This is a genomic window from Streptomyces sp. (assembly GCF_031181705.1).
Lineage (GTDB): Bacteria > Actinomycetota > Actinomycetes > Streptomycetales > Streptomycetaceae > Streptomyces.
Genome location: NZ_JAPSKN010000055.1, coordinates 1 through 24,781 on the forward strand (window position 1 = coordinate 1; position 24,781 = coordinate 24,781).

The following is a 24,781-nucleotide window of genomic DNA, read 5'->3' on the forward strand; positions in this document are numbered from 1 at the left end:
ACGTGACCGCGCCGAGCACCGCCGCGGACCGCAAGGGCATCCTGATCGCCAACTCCACGGTGAACGGGGACGTCGCGGCCGGCAGTTTCCACCTCGGCCGGCCCTGGCACGCGGGCGGGGACGCCTCCCTCGACCCGCAGACCACCGTCCGCAACACCGACCTCAGCGCCGCGATCAAGTCCACCCCGTGGACCGACATGAGCGGCTTCTCCTGGAAGGACGACCGGTTCGCCGAGTACCGCAACACCGGAGCGGGCGCCGGTCCGGCGGGTACGAACCGGCCGCACCTGACCGACGCCCAGGCCGCCGGCCAGGAGGTCGCGGACTGGCTCGCGGGCTGGACGCCCTCGGCGTCCTGACGGCTCCCTCCCGGGTTCGGCTGACCATCGCCGCCGAACCCGGGAGGGTCACCATCCCGCTCACCCGAGGTCGTGGGTGAGCGGCAGGGCAGGCCGGCCTCAACCGCCCACGGAAAGCCCCGACCCCGACACCCGCACCCTGATGCCGTCCTCCTCCACCCGCACGTCCCGCAGCCGTACGTCCCCCTGCTCCGGCTCGGGCAGTTCGAACGCCAGGGAGAGCCGGTCGGCCAGGACCGGGCGGGTCAGGCCCGAGAGGGAGTCGAGGAGCTTCGGGTCCAGGCCGAGGCGGCGCAGCACCCGGGGGTTGTCCAGCGCCAGGTCGATGAGGTTGAGGTCCTGGGCCGTGCGGGCGAAGCGCGGGGAACCGGTCAGCTCGGTGAGCTTGCCGTCGTCGGCGAGGGCCGCGCGCACGGTCGCCTCGGGGACGCCCAGGCGCCGGACCATGGCCGGGACGGACAGCAGCGCCTTGGCCTTGCGGGTCTCACGGGCCAGGCCGGCGGTCCCCTCACGGGTCAGGTGCAGGCCCTCCGAGGGGCGGGTGCCGGGGCGGTAGGTGGCCAGGTCGCCGATGTCCAGGCGCATGTTGCCGATGTCGGTGGCGATGCCCCGCTCGCCCTGCCGCCGGATCGTCGCCTCGGCGCGCAGCCGCAGGTCGTGACCCGCGACCGGCAGGGTGCCGTCGGCCCGGACCCGGTCGCGGCCCTCGCCGGTGAACGTCACCTGGGAGGCGCCGAGTTCGCGGTTGAGGTCGGCGAAGGAGAGCTGGACCTCCCCGTCGAAGCGCGGGACGCGGGCGCCGCGCACGGAGGTGAGCCCGTCGGCGTCCAGCCGGATGTCGTGGGCCGTGGCCGACACCTTCGCCAGCGAGACGCGGTCGGCGGCGACGTCCGGGACGGTCACCCGCACCGAGTCCAGCCGCCGGTCGGCGAGTTGGGTGAGGAAGGGAAAGCCGCCGATCTCCACCTCCGGGGCCGCCGCGAGGTCGAGGCGGTCCTTGAGGGTGTCGGCGGCGCGGTGCTCGGCGTACAGCACGGCCCAGCGGTCGGCGAGGGCGGTGAAGGAGGCGAGGACGGCCAGGCCCACCACCGCCTTCACCGCGAGCGGCAAACCGGCGAAGCGATTCTTCCTGCGACGCCCGCCACCCCGGCGGTGATCCGGCGGGGCCCAGGCGTCCTCATCGCGTCCCTCGGTGAGGAAGTCCCCCGCAGGGGTCTCCCGCACAGGCCCGTCGTCGAGGGCGCCGAGCTCCTCGTACGGGTTCGGACGGAGACGTGCGTCGATGCGGTGGGGGGTACGCATCGATCCATCCGACCATGCGTACCGCCCCGGCCCGCAAGCCGAACCCGGGGTATGCGATCTAGTTCACCACGGTGATGCGGTCGGCCTTCGGCGGTGCGATCGGGTTCGCCGCCGAGGAGTTGGCCGTCAGGTACTGCTCCAGCGCGGTCAGGTCGTCGGCGCCGACGACGTCGTTGGTGCCCTGGCCGAGCGTGGGGAAGCCGTCGCCGCCGCCCGCGAGGAAGCTGTTCGTCGCGACGCGGTAGGTGGCCGCCGGGTCGATGGCCGAGCCGTTCAGCCTGATGCTGTCCGTGACCACGCGGTCGGCACCGGACTTGGTGAGGTCCAGCGTGTACGTCAGACCGGACGAGACCTGGAGGATCTTCGGCGCGGCCGCGTTCGGTCCTGACACCTGCTCCTTGAGCGCCTGGACCAGCTGCGCGCCCGTGAAGTCCTGCAGGTTCACGGTGTTGGCGAACGGCTGGACGGTGAAGCCCTCGGCGTAGGTGACGACACCGTCGCCCTCGCCGGCCTTGGCCGCGTAGGTGAGCGGGGCCCGGATGCCGCCCGGGTTCATCAGCGCCAGGTCCGTCTCCGGGTCCAGCTGCCTGCCGTGCGCGAGCTGGGCGTCGGCGATGAGGTCGCCGAGCGGGGACTCGGTGCCGGTGTTGCCGATGTCGCCGGAGATGTAGCCGATCGGCCGGTTGCCGATGGGCGCGGCCAGGGCGTTCCACTTGCCGATCAGCGCGGTCATGTCGGGCGCCTTGGGCACGTCCCGGGTGACCACGCGGTTGGCGGACTTCACGGCCGTGCGGGCGATGTCGCCCGTCCTGCGGTCGTAGGTCAGCGTGGTGTCGGTGTAGAGGCGGCCGAAGGACGCGGCCGAGGTGACCATGCGGGGCTTGCCCGCCGGGTCGGCGATGCTGCACACGTACGCGTTGTGCGTGTGGCCGGTGACCAGCGCGTCCACCTGCGGCGTGACGTTCTTGGCGATGTCGACGATCGGCCCGGATATGCCGTCGCCCGCACCCGGCGAGTCACAGTCGTAGTTGTACGACGTCGACGCCGGGAAGCCGCCCTCGTGGATGAGCGCGACGATCGACTTCACGCCCTTGCGCTGCAGCTCCCTGGCGTACTTGTTGATCGTCTCGACCTCGTCCTCGAAGGTGAGGCCCTTGACGCCCTCGGCGGAGACGATGTCCGGGGTGCCCTCCAGGGTCACGCCGATGAAGCCGACCTTGACGCCGTTCTTCTTCCACACCCAGTAGGGCTTGAGGATCGGCTTCTTCGTCTTCTCGTCGAGGACGTTGGCGGCCAGGTAGGGGAAGTCGGCGCCCTGGAACTCCTCGTCCGTGTAGCAGCCGTCCTTGGGGTGGCAGCCGCCGTTCTGCAGGCGGGCCAGCTCCTTGGCGCCCTCGTCGAACTCGTGGTTGCCGACGGAGGAGACGTCCAGGTCGAGCTTGTTGAGCGCCTCGATGGTCGGCTCGTCGTGGAAGAGGCCGGAGATCAGCGGGGAGGCGCCGACCATGTCGCCGCCGGCCGCGGTGATGGAGTACTTCTCGCCCTGGCGGGCCTGCCGCAGGTGCGTGGCGAGGTACTCGACGCCGCCCGCGTCGATGGTCTTCGTCGTGCCGTCGGGCTGCTTCTCGGTGACACGGCCGGAGGAGCCCGCCGGGGGCTCCAGGTTGCCGTGCAGGTCGTTGAAGGACAGCAGCTGCACGTCCTGGTAGCGGCCGGGCCGGTGCCCGCCCGAGCGCTGGTCCTCGCCGGCGGTCGCCGCCCCCGGCAGCGCCGCGGCGGCCAGCGCGCCGGCGGTGACGACTCCGGCGGCGAGGGCGAGGAAACGGTTCGTGCGGCGTCTCCGGCGCTCCGGATGCGCCGGTGAAGTGGCTGGCATACGCCCCCCTGAGGGTCTGCTGGGACAGTGATGTCGTCCGGCGCAGCCTAGAGTCAACGCGCGTAGCGCGACAGGTCTTTCGTGGTTACATCTGGGTTGCTTCTTTGCCGCCGATTTGCCGGTGCCTCCCCGTACCCTCGTACGCATGACCAGCGACGACACCGTACGACCCGGCCACCCCCGCTCGATCGAGACCCTTGCCGCCCTCTCCCCCGAGCAGACCGAGGCCGTGCTCGGACTGCTCGACGAGGCCGCCCGGACCGACGGGCAGCAGGCGGTGTCCGAACAGGGCCGGTTGCAGTTGCGCGGCGGGGAGCGCGCGGGCGTGTCCCATCTGCTGCTCACCGCCGACGGGGAACTTGTCGGTTATGCCCAGTTGGAGGACACGGACGAGGTGGAGCCGCCGGCCGCCGAGCTGGTGGTGCATCCCGGACATCGCGGACACGGGCACGGACGGGCCCTCGGCTCGGCCCTGCTGGCCGCCTCCGGCAAGCGACTTCGGGTGTGGGCGCACGGCGGGCACTCCGCCGCCCGGCACCTCGCCCAGGTGCTGGGACTCACGCTGTTCAGGGAACTGCGCCAGATGCGCCGCCCGTTGACCGGCTTCGACGCGCCCGAGCCGGTGCTGCCCGAGGGCGTCACGGTCCGCGCCTTCGTCCCCGGCCGGGACGACGCGGCCTGGCTCGCGGTGAACGCCGCCGCCTTCGCCCACCACCCCGAGCAGGGCTCCCTCACCCAGCGCGACCTCGACGACCGCAAGGCCGAGCCGTGGTTCGACCCGGCCGGCTTCTTCCTCGCCTTCCGCGGCGACGAACTCGTCGGCTTCCACTGGACCAAGGTGCACGCCGAGGAGGGCCTGGGCGAGGTGTACGTCGTCGGGGTCGCCCCGGACGCGCAGGGCGGCGGCCTCGGCAAGTCCCTCACCACCATCGGGCTGCGGCACCTGGCGGGGCAGGGCCTGCCGACCGCGATGCTCTACGTCGACGCCGACAACAAGGCGGCGGTGTCGGTCTACGAGCGGCTGGGCTTCAGCACGCACGAGGTGGACCTGATGTACCGGACGGAGACCTGAGCTCGCCGCGGGTGCCCGGCCGCCCCGAGCCGCACCTGCCCGGCGGCCCCATGCCACAGGCGCCCGGCCGCCATGGGCCGGGGACGCCCGGTCTCCGTCTCGCCGCCGCGTCCGACCCGTCCGCCCTCGTCCGTCTCCGCGACGACGCCGCCCGCCGATAGCTCGCCCGTGGTGTCACCGGGGTGTCACCGGGCAGTGGCGGCCGGGCGAGCTGGGCGAGGACCACTTCCGCCGGGTCATGGCGCACGGCGAGGTCTGGCTCGCGGAGACGGCGGGCGTCTCGCCGGCGCCGGGGAGCTGTGGTGGCGGGACGAGAAGGCCTGGGGCCCGCAGCCGCCCGTCGCCGGGTATGTGCACCGGCTGATGGCCGACCGGACCGCCACCGCGCCCGGCACGGGACGGCCGCTGCCGGACGCCGCCGAAACGCCGGGTCGCCGAAACGGGGCGCAACCGTGCGTCCGGACTGCCTGGCGGACAGCGCGCGGCTCAACTCCTGCTACCCGGCGCCCGGTTACCGCGTGGTCGCCCGCAAGGAGGGCGAGCCGCAGCCGGGTGGGGCGCCCAGGTCCTTCACGTTGCGGGAGAAGCGGCTCGGGTAGGCGGGTGTTCCGCCCACGCCGGTCGCCACAGCTCGCCCTGCGGCGGCCGGGGCCGGGTCGCCGCCAGGTGGTCGCGCAGGGCCGCCAGGCCGGGATGCGGGTTGCCGGCGCGCCAGAGCAGGGAGTGCGGGTAGACCGGGGTCGGGTCACGCAGCGGGACCAGCCGCAGGTCGTGGCCCACGGGCCAGACGTGCGGGGTGCGTTCGCTGAGGAACGTGGCGACGGTCGGCGAGCCGGCGATCGTGTCCAGGAGCGCTTCGAGGCCGAAGTTGGGCCCGATGGTGTCGATGGCCGGACCGAACGCCGCCGCGAGGGCCTCGTAGTAGGCGTGCCACTCGGTGCCCGGCACGTTGCCCGGCATCCAGATGCGGTGCCCGGCGAGCTGCGCGGGCGTCACCGAGGCGGCCCGGGCGAAGGGGTGGCCGGGGCCGACGCACAGGCTGAGCGGCTCGTCCAGGACGGGCAGCGCCTCGACGCCGTCGGGGAGCCGGTGCCCGGGCATGGTGACGGCACGGAAGGTGGCGTCGACGGCTCCGTCCCGCACGGCGGTCACGGCCGTGTCGACGTCGAACAGCGTGACGACGTCCAGCGGGGTCCGCGGATGCGCCCGGTGGAAGTCCTGCACCAGTCCCCCGGTGGCGGCCCGGCGCCCCACGACGTCCACCCGCAGCGCCCGGTCCACGGGACGCACCGCGGCCACCGCCCGCTCCTCCGCGCGGAGCAGGACCCGGGCGTGCGGCAGCAGCGCCTGCCCGTCGATGGTGAGCTCCGCGCCGCGTGGCGTACGCACGAACAGCCGCACCCCGAGGTCCTTCTCCAGCGCGGCGATCCGCTTGGACACGGCCTGCTGGGTCAGGGCCAGGTCCACGGCGGCCTTCTGGAACTGCCCGGCGTCGGCGACCGCGACGAAGGCCCGTACGGCGTTGAGGTCCACGGCGGCAGCCTATTTCTCCCGGTCGTCCCGGGAGCCTCCTCCCCGGACGCGCGACACCACGACATCCCGGCGCGAGCAGCGATGCCCCCGGGCATTCCGGCGCTGGGGCACCCGCCCGTCCGCCGGTGACCGGAGGCCGGGCCGCCACCCGCCGTGTCGTCGTAGCGGCTCTGCGCGACGTCGCCGGGGGCCCGTCCCGCGGACCGGGGCGACGACGACCCCCCATCGGCGCACCCGCCCCCGCAGCCGGGCCCGGAGCCGGGCCCGGAGCCGGGGCGCGCCGGTCGGCGTCCGCCGCGACGGCCCGCGGCAGGTCCCCGCGGCTTCCCGTTTCGCTCACCTCTCCTCATCGGACCGGCCGGGCCGAACGGTTCACGGCAGCACGCCGGCTTCCGGCCGGGGCCGCGGGGACCCGCACACAGGCCCGAAGACGCCTGCGGGCCGCCGCCCGCTATCCCGCACGTCATGTCTCCGTAACCGTTGATTCAGACGAGCTTGCGACGCTCGGCCAATGAATCCCGCCGCGCCAGAGCCTTCCCCGCCCCGCGAGGGTCCCGAGGGAAACGGGAGCACTCATGTGACACCTCCGCTCCCGCCCGCGCTGTCCGACGCGCCCGTGATGCTCGCGGCGCGGAAGAATGGGTCCATGAGCCAGCCGAAGCCCCAGGCACAGGTCCAGCACGCGCAGCCCTCCGTGGGCTCCATCGCAGCCCACCGGCCGCACACGGTGGCGGCGGTGGTCTCCGATCTGGAACCCGACATCGACGCCGACCTCGACGGGTACGAGGAGTCGCCGTACGACGGGCCCGAGCTGCCGCAGGGCCGCTTCCTCGACCGGGAGCGCAGCTGGCTCGCGTTCAACGAGCGCGTGCTCGAACTCGCCGAGGACCCGAACACGCCGCTGCTGGAGCGGGCCAACTTCCTGGCGATCTTCGCCAGCAACCTGGACGAGTTCTTCATGGTCCGGGTGGCCGGCCTGAAGCGCCGCATCGCCACCGGCGTGGCCACCCGCTCCGCCTCCGGCCTGCAGCCCCGTGACGTGCTGGAGATGATCTGGGCCCGCTCCCGCGAGCTCATGGCCCGGCACGCCGCCTGCTACCACGAGGACGTCGCCCCCGCACTCGCGGAGGAGGGCATCCACCTGGTCCGCTGGAGCGAGCTGCAGGAGAAGGAGCAGGCCCGCCTGTTCACCCTGTTCCGGCACCAGATCTTCCCCGTGCTGACCCCGCTGGCGGTCGACCCGGCGCACCCCTTCCCGTACATCTCCGGCCTGTCGCTGAACCTGGCCGTCGTCGTGCGCAACCCGGTCACCGGCCACAAGCACTTCGCGCGGGTCAAGGTGCCGCCGCTGCTGTCCCGGTTCCTGGAGAGCTCCCCGGGCCGCTACGTCCCCATCGAGGACGTGATCGCCGCCCATCTGGAGGAGCTGTTCCCGGGCATGGAGGTGCTGGAGCACCACGCCTTCCGGCTCACCCGCAACGAGGACCTGGAGGTCGAGGAGGACGACGCGGAGAACCTGCTCCAGGCCCTGGAGAAGGAGCTCATGCGGCGCCGCTTCGGCCCTCCGGTGCGCCTGGAGGTCGAGGAGTCCATCGACCGCGAGGTCCTGGACCTGCTGGTGCGCGAGCTGAAGATCAGCGAGGCCGAGGTGTACCCGCTGCCGGGCCCGCTGGACCTCACCGGCCTGTTCCGCATCGCCTCCCTGGACCGGCCCGAGCTGAAGTACCGCAAGTTCGTCGCCGGCACCCACCGCGACCTCGCCGAGGTCGAGTCGGCGTCCGCGCCGGACATCTTCGCCGCGCTGCGCGAGCGGGACGTCCTGCTGCACCACCCCTACGACTCGTTCTCCACGTCCGTGCAGGCCTTCCTGGAGCAGGCGGCCGGCGACCCGGACGTCCTCGCGATCAAGCAGACCCTGTACCGCACCTCCGGCGACTCCCCGATAGTCGACGCGCTCATCGAGGCGGCCGAGTCCGGCAAGCAGGTCCTGGTCCTGGTCGAGATCAAGGCCCGCTTCGACGAGCACGCCAACATCAAGTGGGCCCGCAAGCTGGAGGAGGCCGGCTGCCACGTGGTCTACGGCCTGGTCGGGCTGAAGACCCACTGCAAGCTGTCCCTGGTGGTCCGCCAGGAGGGCGAGACGCTGCGCCGCTACAGCCACGTCGGCACCGGCAACTACCACCCGAAGACGGCCCGCCTCTACGAGGACCTCGGCCTGCTCACGGCCGATCCGCAGGTCGGCGCGGACCTCTCGGACCTGTTCAACCGCCTCTCCGGCTACTCCCGCCGGGAGACCTACCGCCGGCTGCTGGTCGCGCCGAAGTCGCTGCGCGACGGCCTGATAGCGCGGATCACCAAGGAGATACAGCACCACCGTGCGGGGCGGCCCGCGTACGTCCGCATCAAGGTCAACTCGATGGTCGACGAGGCCCTCATCGACGCCTGCTACCGGGCCGCCCAGGCGGGCGTGCCGGTGGACATCTGGGTGCGCGGCATCTGCGCGGTGCGCCCGGGCGTCGCGGGCCTGTCGGAGAACATCCGGGTCCGCTCGATCCTCGGCCGCTTCCTGGAGCACTCCCGGGTCTTCGCCTTCGGCAACGGCGGCGAGCCCGAGGTGTGGATCGGCAGCGCCGACATGATGCACCGCAACCTCGACCGCCGGATAGAGGCCCTGGTCAGGGTCACCGACCCGGCCCATCGAGCGGCCCTGAACCGGCTGCTGGAGACCGGTATGTCCGACTCCACCGCCTCCTGGCACCTCGGCCCGGACGGCGACTGGACCCGGCATGCGACCGACGCGGACGGCCAGCCCCTGCGCAACGTCCAGGAGATGCTCATAGACGCCCGGAGGCGCCGGCGTGGCACAGCGACACCTTGACCCGACGGATTCCCGGCTCAGGCCCGTCGGGACCGCCCCCACCGGTGACACCCTCGCGGGCTACCTGCGGGACCAGGCCACGGAGTTCCTCCGGGCGCTGCGCCTGCACCGGGAGACGGGGGCGGGGGCGAACGGCTCGGAGGGGTCCGCCGAGGCGGCCCGCGCCCTGCGCCGCTCGGCCCGCCGCATCAGCGCCAGCCTGCACACGTTCCAGCCGCTGCTGGACTCGGACTGGTGCGAGACCGTGCGCCCGGAGCTGGCCTGGGTCTCCGGCACCCTGGCCATGGAGCACGCGTACACGGCCCGCCTGGAACGCCTGCTGACGGCCCTGCACCGCCTGTCGGGGTCGACGGCGTTCCCGGCCCGGACGACCGGTCCGGACGCGACGGCGAGCCCGCCTGCCGACGTGGCCGCGGGCAGGAGTGCCGCCGGGGTGGCAACCGTCCCCACGGCAGCGGCCCGCGACGCCGGGCCGCGCACGCCCCCGGCGCCGGAACGCGGCAACCTGACCGTCGGAGCGGCCAAGGCGGGCGCGCTCCTGGACCGCCAGCTCACCCTCGCCCGCACCCGGGCCCACTCCACCGCCCTGCAGGCCCTCGGCAGCAGCCGCTTCCACGCCGTCGCCGACAAGGTCGCGGTCCTGGCCAGCGAGGTCCCCCTGCTCACGACGGCCGCCGCCACCGACCTTCGCCCCCACGCCACGGCCGCGGAGGAACGCCTCACCGACGCCGTGACCGCCCTGCCCCTGGTCACCGCGGGCCACCCGTACAACGCCGCGGCCCTCGTCCACGGCCTGTCCCCGGACACGGTCCCGCATCCGCAGGACGCCCCCTGGCACCAGGTCCGCCTGCTGCTGCGCCTGCACCGCTACGCCCGCGAGGCCCTCACCGGGCCCAAGGGCAACGCCGTCGTCGACCTGCGCCTGCTCGACGCGGGCCAGGCCCTCAACCGGCACCGCGACGCCTCGGAGGCGGCAGCGGCGGCGGCCCAGGCGGCCCGCACGCCCAGGATCGCCCCGGCCACGGCGTACGCCCTCGGCGTGCTCCACGCCGACCAGCGGCACGAGGTGGAGGCGGCACGTTTCGCGTTCCAGCAGGCCTGGCAGAAGGAGACGGTCGGCTCGTCGTGACCGGCAGGCACCCGGAAGGCGGTGAACACCAGGTGAGCTCACCCGAGGACCCCACCGTTCAGGCCGCGGGCTGCGTCCTGTGGCGCCGCTCGCCCGACTCCGGCGAGCTGGAGCTCTGTCTCGTGCACCGGCCGAAATACGACGACTGGTCGTGGCCGAAGGGCAAACTCAAGCGCGCCGAGGACGCCCTGGCCGGCGCCCTGCGCGAGGTGGCGGAGGAGACGGGCTGCCGGGCCGTGCCGGGTGCCGAGCTGGCGACCCTGCGCTACCTGGCGAACGGCCGCCCCAAGCAGGTGCGCTACTGGGCCGCCGAGGCCGTGGCCTGCGCCTTCACCCCGAACGACGAGGTCGATCGCGTGCTGTGGCTGTCCCCGGAGGCGGCCCGCGCCCGGCTGACGCAGCCCCACGACCGCCCCTTGGTCGACGCGCTGCTCACCGCGCTGCACCGGGCCCGCGCCGCCGGCGGACCCAACTGAGGAAGTCCGCGGTTGTCCAGCGGAACCCGCGCGAAAAGCGGAATCCTCACGTGCTCTCCCCGTGAGCATTCCGTGACCTAACCACACCTTCGGCAGGGGTTCACCCGTCGTTCATGTGTGGCCATCGGCGGCTTCACCTGTTCTGCCTAATTTCGGCCGTACCAGATGCGAGACGCGGCTGCCGCGTCCGCGTCGGCCAGTCTTCGCACGCCGCCGATCAGGACGGCGGCTCCTGGAAGGAACTCAAGTGAAGCTTCAGCGCATGAACCGGCGGGCCCTCGCTCTCGGTGCTCTCGCCGTCTCCGGCGCCCTGGCCCTCACGGCGTGCGGCTCCGACGACACCGGAGGCGGCAGCGACGGCTCCTCGTCCAACGCCGCCGCGCCCAGCAACATCAAGTGTGACGACGCCTCGGGCCAGGTGCTCGCCGACGGCTCCTCGGCGCAGAAGAACGCCGTCGACGCGTGGGTCAAGCAGTTCTCGGCGGCCTGCAAGGTGGAGATCAACTACAAGGCCGGCGGCTCCGGCGCCGGTGTCACCGCGTTCACCCAGGGCCAGGTCCCGTGGGCCGGTTCGGACTCGGCCCTCAAGCCCGACGAGGTCGAGGCCTCCAAGAAGATCTGCTCCGGAGGCCAGGGCATCGACCTGCCGATGGTCGGCGGCCCGATCGCCGTCGGTTACAACGTCCCGGGCGTGGACAAGCTCGTCCTGGACGCCTCGACGATCGCCAAGATCTTCGACAGCAAGATCACCAACTGGAACGACCCGGCCATCGCGAAGCTGAACCCCGACGCGAAGCTGCCCAACCTCAAGATCCAGGCGTTCCACCGCTCGGACGAGTCCGGCACCACGGACAACTTCACCAAGTACCTGATCGCCACCGCCAAGAAGGACTTCCCCTACGAGGGCGGCAAGGCCTGGCAGGCCAAGGGCGGCCAGTCCGCTCCGCAGTCCTCCGGTGTGGCCGCGCAGGTCAAGCAGACCGCCGGCGCGATCGGCTACTTCGAGCTGTCGTACGCCAAGGACGGCATCAAGACCGTCGCCATCGACACCGGCGCGGGCGAGCCGGTCGAGGCGAACGTCGAGAACGCGACCAAGGCCATCGCGGACGCCAAGGTCGTCGGCACCGGCAAGGACCTCGCGCTGGAGCTGAACTACGCGACCAAGGCCGACGGCGCCTACCCGATGGTCCTCGTGACGTACGAGATCGTCTGCGACAAGGGCAACAAGGCCGAGACGCTCCCCGCGGTCAAGGCGTTCCTGCGCTACGCGGCCTCGGAGGACGGCCAGAAGATCCTCGCGGAGAACGACTACGCGCCGATGCCCGACGACATCATCGCCAAGGTTCGGACCACCGTCGAGAGCCTGAGCTGACCTGAGCGTGCGGTCCGGTCCCCCCGCGGGGACCGGACCGCACCGTCCGGTGCACCGCCGCCAAGAGCCGCGCCGTTGCGGCTCCGCAGACCGGAGAACCCGATGGACACCACACAGATAGCTGACGCACCTCCCCCCACTCCCCCGATGCCCACGGCCGAGCAGAAGCGCGCCGCCCGTGGGGCCACCCGGCCCGGGGACCGGATCTTCCTCGGCCTCTCGCGCGGCTCGGGCATCCTGCTGCTGGTCATCATGGCCGCCATCGCGGGCTTCCTCACCTACCGCGCGGTCCTCGCCATCAGCAAGGACGAGGGCAACTTCCTCACCACCTTCGAATGGAACACCGGCGTCAACCCGCCGGTCTTCGGCATCGCGGTCCTGGCCTACGGCACGATCGTCTCCTCGATCATCGCCATGATCATCGCGGTTCCGATCGCCGTCGCCATCGCGCTGTTCCTCACGCACTACGCCCCGCGCCGGCTGAGCGGTCCCATCGCCTACGTGATCGACCTGCTCGCCGCCGTGCCGTCCATCGTGTACGGCCTGTGGGGCGCGCTCGTCCTCGTGCCGTACATGAACGGCCTCTTCGGCTGGCTGAACGACTACCTCGGCTGGACCGGCATCTTCTCCTGGCAGAACGGCGCCCCGCGCTCGATGCTCACCGTGGGCATCCTGCTCGCGATCATGATCCTGCCGATCATCACCAACGTGAGCCGCGAGGTCTTCCGCCAGGTTCCGCAGATGCACCAGGAGGCGGCCCTGGCGCTCGGCGCCACCCGCTGGGAGGTGATCCGCATGTCGGTCCTCCCGTTCGGCCGCTCCGGCGTGATCTCCGCCTCGATGCTCGGCCTCGGCCGCGCCCTCGGCGAGACGATGGCCGTCGCCACCGTGCTCTCCCCGGACTTCCTGATCCACACCAGCCTGCTCGACCCGGGCGGCGGCACCTTCGCCCAGAACATCGCCAGCAAGTTCAGCGAGGCCACCGAGTTCGGCCGGGACGCGCTGATCGCCTCGGGTCTGGTCCTGTTCGTCATCACCCTGCTGGTCAACGGCGCGGCCCGCGCGATCATCGCCCGCCGCAAGGAGTACTCGGGGGCCAACGCATGAGCACCGCAACCACCGCCCCGAAGGCGCCCAGCACCCTGCGCGGCGCCCGCCTGCCCAAGTGGGCCCCGTGGGCCATCGCCGCCGGATCCGTCGCCGTCGGCCTCGGCATCAGCGCCGCAGCCGGCCTGCACAGCGACATCCAGTGGGCGCTGATCGCCGCGCTCCTGCACATCCTCGGCACGTACGTCATCGCGGCCAGGGTGGAGAACCGCCGGCAGGCCAAGGACCGCGTGGTCACCTCGCTGGTGTGGGTCGCGTTCCTGCTCGCCGTGGTGCCGCTGGCCTCCCTGGTGTGGTCGACCGTGCAGCGCGGCACGAAGGTCCTCGACGTCTACTTCCTGACCCACTCGATGGGCGTGGTCGCCGACTCGGAGACGGGCGGCGGCATCTACCACGCCATCCTCGGCACGCTGCAGCAGGTCGGCCTCGCCACCCTGATCGCCGCGCCGGTCGGCGTGCTCACCGCGATCTACCTGGTGGAGTACGGCCGCGGCAACCTCGCCCGGGCCGTCACCTTCTTCGTCGACGTCATGACCGGCATCCCGTCGATCGTCGCGGGCCTGTTCATCCTCAGCCTCATGCTGATGTTCGACATGCAGCCCTTCGGCTTCGCCGGCTCGCTCGCCCTGGCGATCCTGATGATGCCGGTCGTCGTCCGCTCCACGGAGGAGATGCTCAAGCTCGTCCCGAACGAGCTGCGCGAGGCCTCGCTGGCGCTCGGCGTGCCCAAGTGGCGCACCATCCTCAAGGTGGTCCTGCCGACCTCGCTCGGCGGCATCACCACCGGCATCATGCTGTCCATCGCCCGTATCGCCGGTGAGACGGCGCCCGTGCTGCTGCTGGTCTTCGGCAGCAAGTTCATCAACGCCAACCCCTTCGAGGGCGCGCAGGCGTCGCTGCCGCTGTACATCTACCAGCAGTACGGCTCGGGCGAGGTCACGGCCTTCGACCGCGCCTGGGCGGCGTCGCTCACGCTGATCGCCTTCGTGATGATCCTCAACCTGGTGGCCCGCGGCATCGCCCGCTGGAAGGCCCCCACGACCGGTCGCTGACGCGGCCATACAGCGACTGACTGAAGTCTGGAAGTGAAGTAGTCATGGCCAAGCGAATCGACGTAAGCGGACTGACCGCCTACTACGGCTCCCACAAGGCGATCGAGGACATCTCGATGACCGTCGAGCCCCGCTCGGTGACGGCGTTCATCGGCCCGTCGGGCTGCGGCAAGTCGACGTTCCTGCGCACCCTGAACCGCATGCACGAGGTCACGCCCGGCGGCCGGGTCGAGGGCAAGGTGCTGCTGGACGACGAGGACCTGTACGGCACGGGCATCGACCCGGTGTCGGTCCGCCGCGAGGTCGGCATGGTGTTCCAGCGGCCGAACCCGTTCCCGACCATGTCGATCTTCGACAACGTGGCGGCGGGCCTGCGGCTGAACGGCAACTACAAGAAGAACGAGCTGGCGGACGTCGTCGAGCGCTCGCTCAAGGGCGCCAACCTCTGGAACGAGGTCAAGGACCGCCTGAACAAGCCCGGCTCGGGCCTGTCCGGCGGTCAGCAGCAGCGTCTGTGCATCGCGCGGGCGATCGCGGTGGAGCCGAACGTCCTGCTGATGGACGAGCCCTGCTCGGCGCTCGACCCGATCTCGACCCTCGCGATCGAGGACCTGATCGGGGAGCTGAAGGAGCGCTTCACGATCGTCATCGTGACGCACAACATGCAGCAGGCGGCGCGGGTCTCCGACCGCACGGCGTTCTTCAACCTGGCGGCGGTCGGCCAGCCCGGCAAGCTCATCGAGATCGACGACACGGAGCGGATCTTCTCCAACCCGTCGGTCCAGGCGACGGAGGACTACATCTCCGGCCGCTTCGGCTGAGCCGCCCTTCGCCGAGACCCCTCGCGGTGCTGCATGGCGGTGCCACCGCGAGGCCGAAAAGGGCCCGCCCCTGGCTCCCGGGGGCGGGCCCGTTCGTGTGTGCAGGGCCGGTTCCCGGCCGGGCGGGGGCTACAGGAACGCCAGGTTCACCAGACCGAACGAGGCGGCGGCCACCGTCGCCGCCGCCGGCATCGTGATGAACCACCCCAGGATGATGTTCTTGGCGACGCCCCAGCGCACGGCGTTCACGCGCTTGGTCGCGCCCACGCCCATGATCGCCGAGGTGATCACGTGCGTCGTCGAGATCGGTGCCTTGAACAGGAAAGCCGTGGCGAACATGATCGACGCGCCCGTCGTCTCGGCGGCGAACCCCTGCGGCGGGTCCAGCTCGATGATCTTCCGCCCCAGCGTGCGCATGATCCGCCAGCCACCGGCGTACGTGCCCAGCGACAGCATCACCGCACAGGCGATCTTCACCCAGACCGGGATCGGGTCGCCGTAGTCCTCGACATCCGCGATGACGAGCGCCATCACCACGATGCCCATCGTCTTCTGCGCGTCCTGCAGTCCGTGCCCCAGCGCCATACCGGCCGCGGAGACGGTCTGGGCTATCCGGAAGCCGCGCTTGGCCTTGTGCGGGTTGGCCTTCCGGAACATCCACAGGATCGCGGTCATCACCAGGTAACCGGCCAGCAGACCGACCACCGGGGAGATGAACATGGGGATGACGACCTTCTGCAGGACGCCGTGCCAGTAGACCGTCGTCCCACCGGCCAGCGCCGCGCCGACCATGCCGCCGAACAGCGCGTGCGAGGACGACGAGGGCAGCCCGAAGTACCAGGTGATCAGGTTCCAGACGATCGCGCCGACCAGCGCGGCGAAGAGGATGCCCATCCCCTTCGACCCCTCCGGTGTCTGGATCAGGCCCTCGCTGACCGTCTTGGCGACCCCGGAACCCATGAACGCGCCGACGAGGTTCATCACCGCGGCCATCGCCAGGGCGGCCCGCGGCGTCAGCGCCCGGGTCGACACGGACGTGGCGATCGCGTTGGCCGAATCGTGGAAACCGTTGGTGTACGTGAAGAAGAGCGCGACCCCGATGGTCACGACCAGAGCGAAGGTGTCCATGAACGGCTCAGGACTCCTTGACGGCGATGGTCTCCACCGTGTTCGCCACGTGCTCGAACGCGTCCGCCGCTTCCTCCAGCACGTCCACGATCTGCTTGAGCTTCAGCACCTCCATGGCGTCGTACTTGCCGTTGAAGAGGTGCGCGAGCAGCTTGCGGTGGATCTGGTCGGCCTGGTTCTCCAGCCGGTTGACCTCGATCCAGTACTCGGTGAGGTTCTCCATCGTCCGCAGGTGCGGCATCGCCTCGGCCGTCAGTTCGGCCGCGCGCGCCAGGACCTCGATCTGCTGGTCGACGCCCTTGGGCAGTTCCTCGACGTTGTAGAGGACGACCAGGTCGACGGCCTCCTCCATGAAGTCCATGATGTCGTCGAGGGACGAGGCGAGGGAGTAGATGTCCTCGCGGTCGAACGGCGTGATGAAGGAGGAGTTCAGCTGGTGGAAGATCGCGTGCGTGGCGTCGTCACCTGCGTGTTCCGCTGCCCGCATACGCTCTGCGATCTCGGCCCGGGCGGAGGCGTCCGCCCCGAGCAGTTCCATCAGGAGCTTGGAGCCCGTGACGATGTTGTCCGCGGAGGCGGCGAACATGTCGTAGAAGCTCGTCTCCCTGGGGGTCAGACGAAAGCGCACGTGGGGTCCTCGGGGTGCTTCGGTTTCGGTCAGGCTGATGCTAGGCGCATCATCCGGCCACGGCTATCGGGCCGCCCACCAGTGTCGCCCATCAGGCACAGTGATGAGTACGGGGGCGGCCCGAGGGGGCGTGTACCCGGCAAAGTTCGGTACCATATACCCACCAGGGGTATATATCCGCCCACTGCCACCAGGAGGACGCGATGACGGACGTGACCGGCACCACAGATGTCGCGCATGTCACCACCGGCACCGCGGCCACCGGCGCCGAAGCCGTCACGGACCACGATCACGGCGTGCACGGCTACCACAAGCAGAAGGACGAGCACCTCAAACGGCTGCGCAGGATCGAGGGCCAGATCCGCGGCCTGCAGCGCATGGTCGACGAGGACGTCTACTGCATCGACATACTCACGCAGGTCTCCGCCTCCACGAAGGCCCTGCAGTCCTTCGCCCTGCAGCTGCTGGAGGAGCATCTGCGCCACTGCGTCGCCGACGCCGCCGTCAAGGGCGGCGACGAGGTCGAGGCGAAGGTCAAGGAGGCGACCCAGGCGATCGCCCGCATGCTGCGGACGTGATCCGGCCCGGTGACCGGCCGGCGAGCCGGCCCGGGTTCAGCTTCCGGGGGCGTCCCGCTCCTCGGCCACCCTCAGCACCTCGTCGATGCTCTCCAGGCTGAGCCGCTCCTGGGCGGCCGAGGCCGCGATGATGAGCTCTCCGCACAGCTCGATCTCGGCGAGGGCCACGTGGTCCTGAACTGCCGTACCGCCGACCGGAGCCACGTGCATCACCTCGTCTCTGCCGTCACCGGCTTCCTAGAGTAGGGAGCGGCCTACACACCGCGCATGGCACGGACGGGCTAGTTCACGCCGGTCACTCCTCGGCGATCCTGCCCGCGTAGATGTCGTCGTCGTCCGGCAGCCGCACCCGCGCGGGGGCCCCGAAATCGTAGAGCAGGGTCGTCGAGGCGACGGCGACGGGGCTCTTGCGCTGCCCGTTCACGAAGCTGAAGCGGTGGCGGACCTTGCGGATGCGCCCCTCGTCGTCGAGGTAGGCGTCGAACGGCACTTCGGCCGTGGCGAACCCTTTCGCCGCCGCTCGCAGGGACCCCTGGTTGCCGTGGGACGCCCGTTTCGCGGCGTCCCCGAGGTCCGCCGTGCCCCGATAGTGCCGCACGTCGGCGCCCGCGACCTCGGTGCGGCCCAGGTACGTCGCCGTCCGCGTGCCGCGCAGCACCTCCGCCGCGGCGAACGGGTCGGTGGCCCCGCCGGTGACGAGGTTCCCGTCGGACAGCGTCCGGGTGTCCACCCGCACCCACTTGTCCGGGGGCACACCGGCACCCCGGTTCTTCATGAACAGCGCTCCCGGCGCGAGCAGTTCGGTGACGGTCCGGCGCTCGGCGGCTCCCGCGGGATCCTGCGGCAGCAGCACCCGCAGCTCACCCAGCCGCTTGCGGTAGTCGTACACCCCGGCTCCCCGGATGGTCACCCGGGTGCCCCCGGCCGCCATCTCCATCGACGTACGGGCCTTCGAACTCCCCGCGTCCACCAGCCGGTCGGCGGCCCGCTGCAGCAGCACCACGGCGTCCCCGCCCCGGGAGTCCCCGGCGGCGGCGTCGCCGCCCGCGCACCCTCCGGCTCCCAGGCCCGCTGTGGCCACGACCCCGGCGGCGAGGACCGCCGCACCCGTTCGCCCGCGCCGCCGTTCCCGCTGCCGCCCAGTCATCGCCTGCCTACCCCCAGCCGGTACGTCCGTCACGGGCCCCCTGTCGTCCCGCTTAACGACCGGTTTGTGCCCCCGTCACGCGAGCCACGCCGTCCGGCATACGAACTCTTTACCCGCGCTGGGTACCGTTGTCGTCGTGGCGCAGCAGGACGGGCTGGAACTTCCTCCCCACCTCCCGGAACACCGCACGACGACCATGGAGAGGGGCCGCTTCTGCAGGGCCGAGTGCACCTGCGGCTGGCGCGGCCCGGCCAGACGCGCGAGAAGCCAGGCCCGCACGGACGCGCAGCGGCACGCGGCGGACTGACACCGCCCCCATGCAACCCGCACCCCCGGCAGCCCGTCTCTGAGGACGGAACCACCGGGAGGCCCCATGGAACGGCGCACCGTCCTCACCGCCGGCACGGCGGCGATCGCCGCGGCGGCGACCCCCTTCGCCACCGCCTGCACGAACACGCGCCCGCGCGCCACGACCACGGCGGCCACCGCGAGCACCCGCGCCGCCGCCGACTGGGCGGCCCTCGCCCGGGACCTCGACGGCCCCCTCGTCCGCCCCGGCGACGCCGCCTGGGCGACCGCGCGGCAGCTCTACAACACCCGCTTCGACCACCTGAAGCCGGCCGCCGTCGCCTACGTCGCCCACCCCGAGGACATCCGCACGGCCCTCGCCTACGCCCGCCGCCGCTCCCTGCGCGTGGCCATCCGCAACGGCGGCCACTCCTACGCCGGCTGGTCCTCCGGCGACGGCCGCCTGATCATCGACGTCTCCGAACTCGACCGCGTCCGGGCCTCCGGCACCACCGCGGTGGTCGGCGCCGGCGCCAAACTCATCGACGTCTACCGCGCCCTGGCCGCCAAGGGCGTCACCATCCCGGCCGGCTCCTGCCCCACCGTGGGCATCTCCGGCCTCACCCTCGGCGGCGGACACGGCGTGGTCTCCCGCGCCTACGGCCTGACCTGCGACAGCCTCACCCGGGCCACCCTGATCACCGCCGACGGCCAGCAGCTCACCGCCGACGCCCGGGAGAACAAGGACCTCTTCTGGGCCCTGCGCGGCGCGGGCAACGGCACCTTCGGCGTGGTGACCGAGCTGCACTTCCGGACCCACCCGGCACCGCAGGGCGTCTCGGCGTACCTGTCCTGGCCCTGGTCGAGGGCGGCGGCCGTGGTGCGGGCCTGGCAGGAGTGGGGCCCGTCGCAGCCCGACGAGATCTGGTCGTCGCTGCACCTGGCGAGCGCCGCGGGCAGCACCCCGACCGTCTCCGTCGCGGCGTTCTCCCTGGGCACGTACGGCGAACTGAAGAACGCCGTGGACCGCCTCGCCGACCGCGTCGGCGCCCCGGCCCGCAGCGTCTCCCTCAAGCGCCGCTCGTACGAGGAGTCGATGGAGGTGTACGCGGGCTGCTCCTCGTTCCCGACGGACGCCCAGTGCCATCTGCCCGGCTCGACGCCGGGCCGCTCACCGAAGGGCGCCCTGGGCCGGGAGACGTACGCGGCGGCGTCGGACTTCTTCGACCACTCCCTGTCCCCCGCCGGCGTCCGCGCGCTGCTGGCGCAGATCGGCTCGGTGCGCGGCGGCACGGGCAGCATCGCGCTCACCGCCCTCGGCGGAGCCGTCAACCGCGTCTCCCCGACGTCCACGGCCTTCGTGCACCGCCGCTCGCGCATGCTGGCCCAGTACATCGGCGCCTGGCGCGCGGGCACGAGCGGTACGGCGGCCCGGGCCTGGCTGGCCTCGGCCCACAAGGCCATGCGCCCCCACGCCTCGGGCGCGGCCTACCAGAACTACACGGACCCGACGCTGAAGGACTGGCGCAAGGCCTACTACGGAGACGCGGCGGCGCGTCTGACGAAGCTGAAGGACCAGTACGACCCGAACCGCTTCTTCACGTTCCCGCAGGCGCTGTGACCGGGCCGCCGGCCCCGCCGGGCATCACGCGGCCAGGTCCCGCTCGGACGCGCGCTCGTTGCTGGACTCCGGGATCACGGCGTCCCGCCCGTCGGTCGCCCGCCCTCTGGCCCGCACCAGCCACCCCGCCCGGGGCGACCGCTCCACCGCCTTCACGACCGGCGTCAACAGGGCCATGGCGAGCGGGGACAGCAGCAGCGCCACGGCCGTGCCCAGCGCGAACCCGCCGATCACGTCCGTCGGGTAGTGCACACCCATGTAGACCCGGATGAACCCGCCGAACAGGGCCAGCACGATCCCGAACAGCCCGAACTTCCGGTTGGCGACGAACAGTCCGACCGCCATCGCCATGACGAGCGTCGCGTGATCGCTCACGAACGAGTAGTCGGTCTTGCCCTTGACGAGTACTTCCAGCCCCTGGTGGTCGAGGAACGGCCGGGGGCGCTCCACGAAACCCCGTATCGGCACGTTGACCAGGACGGCGACACCGGCCGCCAGTGGCGCCCAGATCAGCGCCGCGACCGTGGACGCCGCGTCCTCCTCGCCCCGGCGCCGGACGGACCACCAGCACCACACCACGAGCAGGACGACGGCGAGCAGCAGGCCGTACTCGCCCACGTACTCCATGACGCGGTCGAACCAGGCCGGCGCGTCCTTGGCCAGGCCATTGATGTCGTACAGCAGGTCGACGTCGGGGTTCGACCCGGAATCGGCGAGTCCAGCCATGGTGCTGCGGCCCCTTCGTCGTCTCTCCCGGCGCACCCGTGCGTGCGCCGCTCCTGCCACCCCCGTGGTTGTAGATCCGCTTCCGCTGCACGCGTGCGCGACACGTGCGTGTTGACGTCTGCTCGGCTACGTCACCAGGAACGCATGGTCCCCGCTGATACGTTCCACACTCCACCGAATGATCACGCAGACGTTATCGAAGAGAGATACGTCGTCGCAGCTCAGGGGGTGGGTTCACGCTCGGTTCACACCGTCGTGGGCAGCGCTTTCGCGCCATCTTCGGTGACTCTCGTGGCTCCGAAGTAGTCGGGGGTGTCGATCGGGTCGAACCGGATGACCGCACCCGTGCGCGGCGCGTCGATCATGTACCCACCTCCGACATAAATGCCGACATGCCGGATGGCACGGGAATTGGTGAGGTCGTCCGAGAAGAACACCAGGTCCCCCGGCAGCAGTTCGTCCCGGGAGGGGTGCGGCCCCGCGTTGTACTGGTCGTTGGCGACGCGCGGGAGCGTGATGCCCACGCTCTTGTACGCGGCCTGGGTCAGTCCGGAGCAGTCGAAGCGTCCGCCCTGCTCAGGGGTGCCGGTGCCGCCCCACAGGTAGAGCGTGCCGAGCTTCTTCTGCGCGTACTCGATCGCGCCGGCCGCCTGCCGGGAGGGATCGACCCGGCCGACGGGCGCCGCGAAGCTCTCGGAGAGGGCGGTGATCCGCTTCACGTAGTTCCGCGTCTCGCTGTACGGCGGCACGCCCCCGTACTTGATCACCGCGTACGCGCCGGCGTTGTAGGCGGCCAGCATGTTTTCGGTCAGATTCCCGCCCACCTTCTTCACGTACGACGCGAGTTCGCAGTCGTAGGAGGCGGCGGAGGGGATCGCGTCCTGCGGGTCCCACACATCGCGGTCGCCGTCGCCGTCGCCGTCGATGCCGTGGGTGGCCCAGGTGCCGGGGATGAACTGCGCTATGCCCTGCGCGGCGGCGTGGCTCTGGGCCCTGGGGTTGAAGCCGCTCTCCTGGTAGAGCTGGGCGGCGAGCAGGGCCGGGCTGATGGCGGGGCAGAGGTTGCCCCACTTCGCGACGAGCGGCGCGTACGCCGCGGGCACCGACCCCTTGGCCAGCGCCTTCGCCCCGCCGCTCACACCGTTGACGAGGTTTCCGGCGACGAGGTAGACGCCGACGACCAGCAGCATCACGAAGGCCAGCGCCGAGCTGATCGCCACACCGGCCACGACCCACGCCTTACGCACCGTCAACCGCCCCTCACCGCCCAGGAGTCCGTCGCTCAGTGTAGAGGCGGCGGTCGCACACCGGAATGATCACGACGAGGAGAGTCGGGGCGGACGGAGGAGCGGACGGATGTACGCCCCGCGACACGGCGGGCACGCGCGAGTACGACGGGGTGCGGCGGGCGCGCGGCCTGAACGAGGGGGCGCGGTGGGCGCGCGGTCGGCATGGCGGGCGCATGGCCGGCGCGGCCCCGCCGGTTTCCGACGGACGGTCACCGACCACGGCCGGCCCGCCGGTACAGCCGTGCGACCTCCGGGCCGAGGGCCACGCCGTAGACGTCCGGGACCGCGCCGCCGGCGTCTCCGCCCACTACACCGTGACGCACCGTCACCGATGGATGCCGCCCGGGGCGGTGGGACGCCGCCGGCCCGTTCGCCGTGCCGGGTAGCCTTCACCCGGAGAACACGGACGCGCCCCTCACCCGACCAGCCGTCAGAAACCGTTCGGAAAGGTGAGAAAGGCCGCAGGAGGGCACAACGACGGAACCGCACACCAGGTTTCGCTCAGGCCTCATTGCCCGGTGTAACCTGCCGTGATACACAGAGTGACCATACGATCCTTCGTACACCGTCCGGCGTCTCCCCTTAGGCTCCGGAGCGGAACGGTGGCAAGGTATTCGTACGAAACCCGCCAATCAATGACGCCAAGTCGACATACGACAGCGTCATTGTCGGCGAGAATGAGGCCTGACCTCTGCACGACCGCAGAGGATGCGGAACTACCCAACAGGGGCGGTGACTTACATGCTCTTTGCGGCCGATAAGGGAGACATCAACACCATCATCGGCGGGATCGCTCCGGACTGGGGCCCCTTCGGCAGCCTGGGCAACGAGGCCAAGGTGATGATCGAGGTGGTGATGGCGGTGGCCATCCTGATCTGCCTCGGCATCGCCATCTGGGGCGCCGCCAAGCAGCGCATCGGTGCCACGGCCCTGCGGGACACCTTCAGCGCCGAGCAGGGCAAGGGCCTCATCATCGCCGGCCTCACCGGAGTCTTCATCATCGGCTCCCTCGGCACGCTGTTCACCATCGTGTACGGCATGGCCGTGTAGGCCGGGCACCGTCCGCCCCGGCCGGACACGCCCGGCTCCCCTCCATCCCACCCGCCCGTCGTGCCCACCGGCTGAGGTTGCGTTTCCCTGATGTCGAGTCACCACACCGCGCCCGCGCGGGAACCAGCACGGCTACCGTCGTACGAGGAGTACGTGTATCCGTTCGACGTCGAGGGGGCGTACGCGGCATGAGTCTCGGTGACGAGCGTGACACCTCCGGCGGCTACGGCGGCACGGGCCAGACCCGCACCCGCCTCCCCGACACCGACACCGACCCCTACGGCACCCCACGCCGCGCCCCCCGTTCCTCGTCCCGCAGCCTGGTGACGGTGGTCGGCGTGGTCGTCCTCCTGATCGCGGCCATCGCCTTCGCGAACCGGGGGGACGGCGGTGCCGAGGGCAGCGACGCGGGTGGCGACAAAGCGGAGAGCTCGGCAACGGCGCCCTCGGGCAAGCGTCCGGTGGGAGCCAAGACGAGTGGGATCCCCACGGGCTACTCGCAGGACGAGCAAGGTGCCCAATCCGCAGCCACCAACTACGGCATCGCCCTCGGTTCGGCCGACATGTACAACACGAAGAAGCGCCACGCGATCGTCAGCACCGTGTACGCACCCGAGGTTGCTGCCACCCAGCTGTCAGCGTTCGACCAGGTGTACTCCCGCCGGAGCTTCCTCGAGAAGCTCGGGCTGAACGAGGACGGCGTCGCGCCAAGCGGTCAGACCTTCGTCTCGCGCGTCATCCCGGTCGGCACAAAGGTCACGTCCTTCGGCGGCAGCACCGCCACGGTTGCCCTTTGGTACACCTCTCTGTTCGGTCTGTCAGGTGAGGGCTCCACGAACCCCGTGACCGAGAGTTGGTACACGACCACCTACCAGTTGAAGTGGGTCGCCGGTGACTGGAAGGTCACCGACTTCACCCAGGAGGACGGTCCGGTCCCGGTCGGGCGAGATCAGAGAGCCTCCACCGCGGAGGACATGACCAAGGCTGTCGAGGAGTACGGAGGGTTCACCTATGCCCGGTAGGCATCACGTACTCAAGCTCGGCGCCGCTGTCGCGGCGGTGCAGACGGCCACGGTCCTGCTGGCCACTCGCGCCTTCGCCGCACCCACACCGTCCCCGTCACCCAGCAACAACGCGTGCGATCTGCTCAGGGGCGAGGCCAGGGACATCTGCGAGGGCGACACCGGTAGCGGAAGCGGTACGGGCGGAGGGAATCCGTCCATCAACCCCACCACCACCCTCGACCCCCTCTCCTCCCTGGCCAAGGGCTGTGCCGACGCCGCCGCCTGGACCGTCGACAAGCTCAGCGACGCCGTGAAGGAGACCGCCAACGTCGACTTCACCAACCC

The 24,781-nt window shown here is 71.3% G+C and carries 22 protein-coding genes and 3 pseudogenes; 16 read left to right on the top strand and 9 right to left on the bottom strand.

Annotation, left to right across the window (positions count from 1 at the left end; translation table 11 throughout):
* A pseudogene (locus tag RIN80_RS13285) lies at positions 1-359 on the top strand (pectate lyase); the annotation flags it as partial.
* Positions 360-458: 99 nt separating this feature from the next.
* Here the strand turns inward: RIN80_RS13285 and RIN80_RS13290 are convergent.
* Complete coding sequence (locus RIN80_RS13290; RefSeq protein ID WP_309095772.1) at positions 459-1,661, bottom strand: DUF2993 domain-containing protein; 1,203 nt, start codon at positions 1,659-1,661, stop codon at positions 459-461.
* A 58-nt stretch (positions 1,662-1,719) separates the two neighbouring features.
* On the bottom strand, positions 1,720-3,537 hold the full coding sequence (locus tag RIN80_RS13295) for a bifunctional metallophosphatase/5'-nucleotidase (protein WP_309095773.1): 1,818 nt from the start codon (positions 3,535-3,537) through the stop codon (positions 1,720-1,722).
* Between the two features lie 145 nt (positions 3,538-3,682).
* On the opposite strand from RIN80_RS13295, the gene mshD reads away from it, so the two are divergent.
* The gene (gene mshD, locus RIN80_RS13300; RefSeq protein WP_309095774.1) at positions 3,683-4,609 is read left to right on the top strand and encodes a mycothiol synthase; all 927 of its coding nucleotides are present in this window, start codon (positions 3,683-3,685) and stop codon (positions 4,607-4,609) included.
* A 50-nt stretch (positions 4,610-4,659) separates the two neighbouring features.
* Positions 4,660-5,208 (top strand): annotated as a pseudogene (locus tag RIN80_RS13305) (N-acetyltransferase).
* Here the strand turns inward: RIN80_RS13305 and RIN80_RS13310 are convergent.
* The gene (locus RIN80_RS13310) at positions 5,180-6,142 is read right to left on the bottom strand and encodes a LysR family transcriptional regulator (RefSeq protein ID WP_309095775.1); all 963 of its coding nucleotides are present in this window, start codon (positions 6,140-6,142) and stop codon (positions 5,180-5,182) included. The pseudogene RIN80_RS13305 and the gene RIN80_RS13310 sit on opposite strands and share 29 nt — an antisense overlap.
* Positions 6,143-6,788: 646 nt before the next feature.
* Between RIN80_RS13310 and RIN80_RS13315 the strand changes: the two genes are divergently transcribed.
* The 7 genes from RIN80_RS13315 to pstB all read left to right on the top strand — a co-directional run bounded on the left by RIN80_RS13315 (position 6,789) and on the right by pstB (position 14,977).
* Entirely contained in the window at positions 6,789-9,020 is a 2,232-nt protein-coding gene (locus tag RIN80_RS13315; protein WP_309095776.1) for an RNA degradosome polyphosphate kinase, read from the top strand.
* Complete coding sequence (locus RIN80_RS13320) at positions 9,001-10,149, top strand: CHAD domain-containing protein (protein WP_309095777.1); 1,149 nt, start codon at positions 9,001-9,003, stop codon at positions 10,147-10,149. The genes RIN80_RS13315 and RIN80_RS13320 overlap by 20 nt, the downstream gene beginning before the upstream one ends.
* Positions 10,150-10,181: 32 nt before the next feature.
* Positions 10,182-10,625 carry an NUDIX hydrolase gene (locus RIN80_RS13325; protein ID WP_309095778.1) on the top strand — a complete coding sequence of 148 codons (444 nt, stop codon included), beginning with the start codon at positions 10,182-10,184 and terminating at the stop codon, positions 10,623-10,625.
* A gap of 247 nt (positions 10,626-10,872) precedes the next feature.
* Positions 10,873-11,997, top strand: a complete 1,125-nt coding sequence (gene pstS / locus RIN80_RS13330) for a phosphate ABC transporter substrate-binding protein PstS (RefSeq protein WP_309095779.1) — start codon at positions 10,873-10,875, stop codon at positions 11,995-11,997.
* Positions 11,998-12,099: 102 nt separating this feature from the next.
* Positions 12,100-13,104, top strand: a complete 1,005-nt coding sequence (gene pstC, locus RIN80_RS13335; protein WP_309095780.1) for a phosphate ABC transporter permease subunit PstC — start codon at positions 12,100-12,102, stop codon at positions 13,102-13,104.
* Positions 13,101-14,156, top strand: a complete 1,056-nt coding sequence (pstA, locus tag RIN80_RS13340) for a phosphate ABC transporter permease PstA (protein WP_309095781.1) — start codon at positions 13,101-13,103, stop codon at positions 14,154-14,156. Before pstC ends, pstA begins: the two co-directional genes overlap by 4 nt.
* 44 nt (positions 14,157-14,200) lie before the next feature.
* Positions 14,201-14,977: a phosphate ABC transporter ATP-binding protein PstB gene (gene pstB / locus RIN80_RS13345; protein WP_309095782.1), complete on the top strand. Its 777-nt coding sequence runs from the start codon at positions 14,201-14,203 to the stop codon at positions 14,975-14,977.
* 129 nt (positions 14,978-15,106) lie between these two features.
* Here pstB and RIN80_RS13350 read toward each other — a convergent pair whose 3' ends face one another.
* A complete protein-coding gene (locus tag RIN80_RS13350) occupies positions 15,107-16,105 on the bottom strand; it encodes an inorganic phosphate transporter (RefSeq protein ID WP_309095783.1) in 999 nt (332 codons plus the stop codon).
* 7 nt (positions 16,106-16,112) lie between these two features.
* Positions 16,113-16,733, bottom strand: coding sequence for a DUF47 domain-containing protein (locus RIN80_RS13355; RefSeq protein WP_059418711.1), 621 nt, complete (start codon positions 16,731-16,733; stop codon positions 16,113-16,115).
* A 203-nt stretch (positions 16,734-16,936) separates the two neighbouring features.
* Here RIN80_RS13355 and RIN80_RS13360 point away from each other — a divergent pair, with 203 nt between their 5' ends.
* The gene (locus RIN80_RS13360) at positions 16,937-17,311 is read left to right on the top strand and encodes a metal-sensitive transcriptional regulator (RefSeq protein ID WP_309095784.1); all 375 of its coding nucleotides are present in this window, start codon (positions 16,937-16,939) and stop codon (positions 17,309-17,311) included.
* Between the two features lie 36 nt (positions 17,312-17,347).
* On the opposite strand, the gene RIN80_RS13365 is transcribed toward RIN80_RS13360, so the two are convergent.
* Positions 17,348-17,515: a hypothetical protein gene (locus tag RIN80_RS13365; protein WP_309095797.1), complete on the bottom strand. Its 168-nt coding sequence runs from the start codon at positions 17,513-17,515 to the stop codon at positions 17,348-17,350.
* 91 nt (positions 17,516-17,606) lie between these two features.
* Positions 17,607-18,458: a hypothetical protein gene (locus RIN80_RS13370; protein WP_309095785.1), complete on the bottom strand. Its 852-nt coding sequence runs from the start codon at positions 18,456-18,458 to the stop codon at positions 17,607-17,609.
* Between the two features lie 136 nt (positions 18,459-18,594).
* On the opposite strand from RIN80_RS13370, the gene RIN80_RS13375 reads away from it, so the two are divergent.
* Both RIN80_RS13375 and RIN80_RS13380 read left to right on the top strand, forming a co-directional pair.
* Positions 18,595-18,765, top strand: coding sequence for a hypothetical protein (locus tag RIN80_RS13375; protein ID WP_309095786.1), 171 nt, complete (start codon positions 18,595-18,597; stop codon positions 18,763-18,765).
* Positions 18,766-18,831: 66 nt separating this feature from the next.
* Complete coding sequence (locus RIN80_RS13380) at positions 18,832-20,367, top strand: FAD-binding oxidoreductase (RefSeq protein WP_309095787.1); 1,536 nt, start codon at positions 18,832-18,834, stop codon at positions 20,365-20,367.
* A 24-nt stretch (positions 20,368-20,391) separates the two neighbouring features.
* Here RIN80_RS13380 and RIN80_RS13385 read toward each other — a convergent pair whose 3' ends face one another.
* Together RIN80_RS13385 and RIN80_RS13390 are read right to left on the bottom strand one after the other, a co-directional pair.
* The gene (locus RIN80_RS13385; protein WP_309095788.1) at positions 20,392-21,093 is read right to left on the bottom strand and encodes a phosphatase PAP2 family protein; all 702 of its coding nucleotides are present in this window, start codon (positions 21,091-21,093) and stop codon (positions 20,392-20,394) included.
* A gap of 245 nt (positions 21,094-21,338) precedes the next feature.
* Positions 21,339-22,283, bottom strand: coding sequence for an NlpC/P60 family protein (locus RIN80_RS13390; RefSeq protein ID WP_375141684.1), 945 nt, complete (start codon positions 22,281-22,283; stop codon positions 21,339-21,341).
* A gap of 840 nt (positions 22,284-23,123) precedes the next feature.
* Between RIN80_RS13390 and RIN80_RS13395 the strand changes: the two genes are divergently transcribed.
* From RIN80_RS13395 to RIN80_RS13405, 3 genes and pseudogenes are all read left to right on the top strand, one after another.
* Positions 23,124-23,432, top strand: coding sequence for a hypothetical protein (locus tag RIN80_RS13395; RefSeq protein WP_004000049.1), 309 nt, complete (start codon positions 23,124-23,126; stop codon positions 23,430-23,432).
* 188 nt (positions 23,433-23,620) lie between these two features.
* Entirely contained in the window at positions 23,621-24,454 is an 834-nt protein-coding gene (locus tag RIN80_RS13400; protein ID WP_309095790.1) for a hypothetical protein, read from the top strand.
* A pseudogene (locus RIN80_RS13405) lies at positions 24,444-24,781 on the top strand (hypothetical protein); the annotation flags it as partial. The gene RIN80_RS13400 and the pseudogene RIN80_RS13405, both read left to right, overlap by 11 nt.

Bases quoted from the DNA above. Each gene is read 5' to 3' on its own strand.
- RIN80_RS13290 (WP_309095772.1), bottom strand. From the start codon at position 1,661: ATGCGTACCCCCCACCGCATCGACGCACGTCTCCGTCCGAACCCGTAC.
- RIN80_RS13295 (WP_309095773.1), bottom strand. From the start codon at position 3,537: ATGCCAGCCACTTCACCGGCGCATCCGGAGCGCCGGAGACGCCGCACG.
- mshD (WP_309095774.1), top strand. From the start codon at position 3,683: ATGACCAGCGACGACACCGTACGACCCGGCCACCCCCGCTCGATCGAG.
- RIN80_RS13315 (WP_309095776.1), top strand. From the start codon at position 6,789: ATGAGCCAGCCGAAGCCCCAGGCACAGGTCCAGCACGCGCAGCCCTCC.
- pstC (WP_309095780.1), top strand. From the start codon at position 12,100: ATGGACACCACACAGATAGCTGACGCACCTCCCCCCACTCCCCCGATG.
- pstA (WP_309095781.1), top strand. From the start codon at position 13,101: ATGAGCACCGCAACCACCGCCCCGAAGGCGCCCAGCACCCTGCGCGGC.
- pstB (WP_309095782.1), top strand. From the start codon at position 14,201: ATGGCCAAGCGAATCGACGTAAGCGGACTGACCGCCTACTACGGCTCC.
- RIN80_RS13350 (WP_309095783.1), bottom strand. From the start codon at position 16,105: ATGGACACCTTCGCTCTGGTCGTGACCATCGGGGTCGCGCTCTTCTTC.
- RIN80_RS13360 (WP_309095784.1), top strand. From the start codon at position 16,937: ATGACGGACGTGACCGGCACCACAGATGTCGCGCATGTCACCACCGGC.
- RIN80_RS13370 (WP_309095785.1), bottom strand. From the start codon at position 18,458: ATGACTGGGCGGCAGCGGGAACGGCGGCGCGGGCGAACGGGTGCGGCG.
- RIN80_RS13380 (WP_309095787.1), top strand. From the start codon at position 18,832: ATGGAACGGCGCACCGTCCTCACCGCCGGCACGGCGGCGATCGCCGCG.
- RIN80_RS13385 (WP_309095788.1), bottom strand. From the start codon at position 21,093: ATGGCTGGACTCGCCGATTCCGGGTCGAACCCCGACGTCGACCTGCTG.
- RIN80_RS13390 (WP_375141684.1), bottom strand. From the start codon at position 22,283: ATGCTGCTGGTCGTCGGCGTCTACCTCGTCGCCGGAAACCTCGTCAAC.
- RIN80_RS13395 (WP_004000049.1), top strand. From the start codon at position 23,124: ATGCTCTTTGCGGCCGATAAGGGAGACATCAACACCATCATCGGCGGG.
- RIN80_RS13400 (WP_309095790.1), top strand. From the start codon at position 23,621: ATGAGTCTCGGTGACGAGCGTGACACCTCCGGCGGCTACGGCGGCACG.